This window comes from Micromonospora sp. AMSO12t, assembly GCF_008806585.1.
GTDB lineage: Bacteria > Actinomycetota > Actinomycetes > Mycobacteriales > Micromonosporaceae > Micromonospora > Micromonospora reichwaldensis.
This window is the reverse complement of sequence record NZ_WAAS01000391.1, coordinates 1-4,451: the sequence shown is the minus strand read 5'-3', so window position 1 is coordinate 4,451 and position 4,451 is coordinate 1. Positions and strand designations below refer to the sequence as shown.

The 4,451-nt window shown below is 75.2% G+C and carries 4 protein-coding genes; all 4 read right to left on the bottom strand.

Annotation, left to right across the window (positions count from 1 at the left end):
• Positions 1-1,058: NADH:flavin oxidoreductase/NADH oxidase (locus F6X68_RS30975; protein ID WP_151457573.1), on the bottom strand; the 1,058-nt coding region annotated here is incomplete at its 3' end.
• A 177-nt stretch (positions 1,059-1,235) separates the two neighbouring features.
• Positions 1,236-2,540 carry a dicarboxylate/amino acid:cation symporter gene (locus F6X68_RS30970; RefSeq protein WP_225852534.1) on the bottom strand — a complete coding sequence of 435 codons (1,305 nt, stop codon included), beginning with the start codon at positions 2,538-2,540 and terminating at the stop codon, positions 1,236-1,238.
• A gap of 262 nt (positions 2,541-2,802) precedes the next feature.
• Positions 2,803-3,438 (bottom strand): DUF998 domain-containing protein, encoded by a 636-nt coding sequence (locus F6X68_RS30965; RefSeq protein WP_151457571.1) that lies wholly within the window; start codon positions 3,436-3,438, stop codon positions 2,803-2,805.
• Positions 3,431-4,396 carry a glutathione S-transferase family protein gene (locus F6X68_RS30960; RefSeq protein ID WP_151457570.1) on the bottom strand — a complete coding sequence of 322 codons (966 nt, stop codon included), beginning with the start codon at positions 4,394-4,396 and terminating at the stop codon, positions 3,431-3,433. Before F6X68_RS30960 ends, F6X68_RS30965 begins: the two co-directional genes overlap by 8 nt.
• Between the last annotated feature and the right edge of the window lie 55 nt (positions 4,397-4,451).

The following is a 4,451-nucleotide window of genomic DNA, read 5'->3' as shown; positions in this document are numbered from 1 at the left end:
CGGGCGTACTGGGCGGGCCAGGTGGGGGTGGCGCCGAGCTTGGCGGCGGCCCGGTGCGGCCAGTACGGGTCCCGCAGGAGTTCCCGCCCGAGCAGGACCAGGTCGGCGTCGCCGGACGCGACGATCTCCTCGGCCTGCTCCGGCTCGACGATCAGGCCGACCGCGCCGGTGGCCACGCCCGCCTCCCGGCGTACCCGGGCGGCCAGCGGCACCTGGTAGCCGGGGCCGACCGGGATGGTCGCGGTGGCCGACGCGCCGCCCGACGAGCAGTCGACCAGGTCCACCCCGGCGGCGGCCAGTTCGCCGGCGAGCACCACGCTGTCCTCGGCCGTCCAGCCCGTCGGCTCCCAGTCGGTGGCCGAGATGCGGGTCAGTACGGGCACGTCCTCGCCGACCGCCGCACGGACCGCCCGCGCCACCTCCAGGGTGAGCCGCATCCGGCCGGAGCGGTCCCCGCCCCAGCCGTCGTCGCGGTGGTTCGTCAGCGGGGAGAGGAACTCGTGCAGCAGGTAGCCGTGCGCGGCGTGGATCTCCACTGCCGCGAACCCGGCGTCGACCGCCCGGCCGGCCGCCGCCGCGAACGCCTCGACGACGCCGGCGATGCCCGCCTCGTCCAGCGCGGTCGGCACCCGGTAGTCGGGCACGAACGGCGCGGACCCCGGGCCGACCGGGCTCCAGCCGCCCTCGGCGTCGGGCACCCCGCCCCGCCGGGACGCCCACGGGCGGTACGTCGAGGCCTTGAACCCGGCGTGCGCGAGCTGCACGACCGGCACCGCCCCGTGCGCGGCGACGAAGGCGGTCACCGGCCGCCAGGCGTCGACGTGCGCCCCGGACCAGAGCCCGGTGTCCTGCGGGCTGATCCGCCCCTCGGGCAGCACGGCGGTGGCCTCGGTCATCACCAGACCCGCGCCGCCGACCGCCCGGGCGCCCAGGTGCACCAGGTGCCAGTCGGTGGGCAGGCCGTCCGGGCCGGCGGTGTACTGGCACATCGGCGCCAGGGCGATCCGGTTGGGCAGGGTCACGCTGCGCAGGGTCAGCGGGGTGAACAGGACACTCATGCGGTCATCCTCTCGGACGCGGGGAGGACCCCGGGGCGGGGTCCTCCCCGACTCGTCGGGTCGCGCCGGGCCCGGGCGCGACGGTCGGGGCGGGCGCGGGCGGCGGCTAAGGCGCGGCTCGGGCCGGCCGCGAGCGCCCCGGGGCGGCTCGGACCGTCCGGGGCGCGCCGGGGCGGCTCAGGCCGGGACGGGGCTCAGCTCCTCAGCGCGGCGCGGGCCGTCGCCGTCGACGTCCGCCGGGGCGAGCGGCGACCGCCGGCCCGCCGAGTCGTACGCGGCCCGGTCCAGGGTGCCCTCGCGGGCGGCGACGATCGTCGGCACCAGTGCCTGGCCGGCGACGTTGGTGGCGGTGCGGATCATGTCCAGGATCGGGTCGATCGCCAGCAGCAGACCGGCGCCGGCCAGCGGCAGGCCCAGCGTGCTCAGCGTCAGGGTGAGCATCACGATCGCGCCGGTCAGGCCGGCGGTGGCGGCCGAACCGACCACCGAGACGAAGGCGATCAGCAGGTAGTCGGTGACGCCGAGGTTCACCCCGAAGACCTGGGCGACGAAGATCGCGGCCAGCGCCGGGTAGATCGCCGCGCAGCCGTCCATCTTCGTGGTGGCGCCGAACGGCACCGCGAAGGAGGCGTACTCGCGGGGGACACCGAGGCGCTCGACCGAGCGCTGGGTCACGGGCATCGTGCCCACCGAGGAGCGGGAGACGAAGGCCAGCTCGATCGCGGGCCAGGCGCCGGCGAAGAAGCGCACCGGGTTGAGCCGGCCGGCGCCCACCAGCAGCAGCGGGTAGACCACGAACAGCACGATCGCGCAGCCGACGTAGACGGCGGTGGTGAACTTGGCGAGCGGGGCCACCAGGTCCCAGCCGTACGAGGCGACGGCGTTGCCGATCAGGCCGAGGGTGCCGATCGGGGCGAGCCGGATGACCCACCACAGGGCCTTCTGGACGATCTCCAGCAGCGCGCGGTTGATCGCCACGAACGGCTCCGCGGGCTCGCCGACCAGCAGCGCCGCCGCGCCGACGACGAGGGCCAGGAAGACGATCTGGAGCACGTTGCCGTCTACGAACGCGCCGACCGGGTTGGTCGGCACGATGCCGGTGAGGAAGTCGGTCCACGAGCCGGTCCTCGTGGGCGCGGTGGCGCCGGCGGTGTCGAGGGTGACGCCGCGGCCCGGGTCGGTGAGCAGGCCGAGCCCGATGCCGACGCCCACCGCGATCAGCGCGGTGACGCCGAACCAGAGCAGGGTCTTCAGGGCCAGCCGGGCGGCGTTGGCCACCCCGCGCAGGCTGACCACGCTGACCACGATGGCGGTGAAGACCAGCGGCGGTACGGCCAGCTTGAGCAACTGGACGAAGAGGCCGCCGACGGTGTCGAGGGTGCTGGTGAGCCAGCTCAGGTCGTTGGCGCGGGCGAGGAAGCCGAGCGCCACGCCGAGGACGAGGCCGAGCAGGATCTGCACGGAGAAGGGGATCTTGCGCAGGGCGGAAGCCATGAGGGTGTGTCCCAGGGTCTGGAGGTCGGAACGGGGCAGCGTCAGGAGAGCGGCTGCGCCGGACAGACGCCGCTGGCCTGCAGTCGGAGGTCGACATACAGGCGCACGGTCAGGTGCCAGACGTTGGTCATCGCCGCCGAGGATAACGCCGGCCGTCGATGCTGCGGAAGGAGTGCCCTTGGTGACGCTCCTTACAGCAGGTGCACGAAGGGACCGATGCCCCATCTCAGGCGCTGCGAGGTGCCCCGGCTCACCGGCGGAGAGCGACGGCGGTCGCGGCGGCCGTGCCCCACAGGACGGCCACCAGCAGCAGCAGCCGCTCCAGGACGGCGATCAGGCCGCCGCGCCCCACGAAGAGCATGGCCACGGCGGTCGCGCCCGCCAGCGGAAGGGCCGCCGCCAGGGCCACCGCGGCCAGCCGGCGCAGCGCCGACGGCGCTGCCCGGGTGAGCATGACCGCCAGCATCGCGAAGACCACCGCGGCCACCGCGAGGATGCTCGCCGCGCCGTGCACCAGGTCCGCCGTGGTCGCCCGCTCGAACGGCGGCAGCGGGCAGCCGGCGCTGCATGACACCGCCCCGGAGACCAGCGCGAAGACGCTCCCGGCCGCGAGCAGCCCGGCCGCCGCCCGCAGCACCGGGGGCAGCGCCGCCGCGAGCAGCAGCAACCCGGCGGCCAGGGCGAAGACCCCGATCCGGTACGCCGGGGCGTACGCGCTGTCGGTGACGCCCGCCTCGCTGACGTACCCGGTCAGGCCCGGCCCCGGACCGGCGACCACGGCGACGGTCACCGCGACCGCGCCCGCGACGACGCAGGCGGCGGAGGCCGACGCGGCGGCGGCCCGGGGCGGGGCGGTACGCGGGTCGGTCCGGCGCGGCTCAGCCACGCCCGTGCGGCGTGGTCCAGCCGGAGATGTCGGGGCCGAGCGGGACGATCCCCGTCGGGTTGATCGCCGCGTGGGTGCCGTAGTAGTGCCGCTTGATGTGGTCGAAGTCGACCGTCTCGCCGAAGCCCGGCGTCTGGAACAGGTCCCGCGCGTACGCCCAGAGCACCGGCAGTTCGGTGAGCTTCTGCCGGTTGCACTTGAAGTGCCCGTGGTACGCCACGTCGAAGCGGACCAGGGTGGTGAAGAGCCGCACGTCGGCCTCGGTGATCGCGTCGCCCATCAGGTAGCGCCGGCCCGCCAGCCGCTCGGAGAGCGCGTCGAGCCGGGCGAACAGCGCGGTGAACGCCTCGTCGTACGCGGCCTGCGAGGTGGCGAAGCCGCACCGGTAGACCCCGTTGTTGACGTCCCGGTGGATCTCCGCCATCAGCGCGTCGATCTCCGGGCGGAGCTCGACCGGGTAGAGGTCCGGCGCCCCCGGCCCGTGCAGGCCCCGCCACTCGGTGGACAGGTCCAGGGTGAGCTGCGGATAGTCGTTCGTGACCACCCGGCCGGTGCGCGTGTCGACCAGCGCCGGCACCGTGACCCGCCCGGTGTAGTCGGGGTCGGTGGCCAGGTACGCCTCGGAGAGGAAGCCGATGCCGAGCACCGGGTCGAACCCGTCCGGGTCGAGAGCGAACCGCCAGCCCCGCTCGTCGCGGATCGGGTCGACCGTGCCGAGGGAGATCGCGTCCTCCAGGCCGAGCAGGCCGCGCACGATCCGGGCCCGGTGCGCCCACGGGCAGGCCCGGCACCAGATCAGCCGGTAACGGCCCGCCTCCAGCGGCCACCGGCCCTGCGCGTCCGGCCCGCCGCCGGGCGGGGAGTCGGAGTCCGGGGTGACCCGACCGGTGAACCGGTTGGGCTGGCGGACGAACTCGCCACCGCCACTGGTCTCTGCGCTGAACTGGGCCCGGGCCATGCCGCCAACCTATCCGCTGCGCGCGCGGATATCCTGGCGGCCGGGCGTCCCCGCG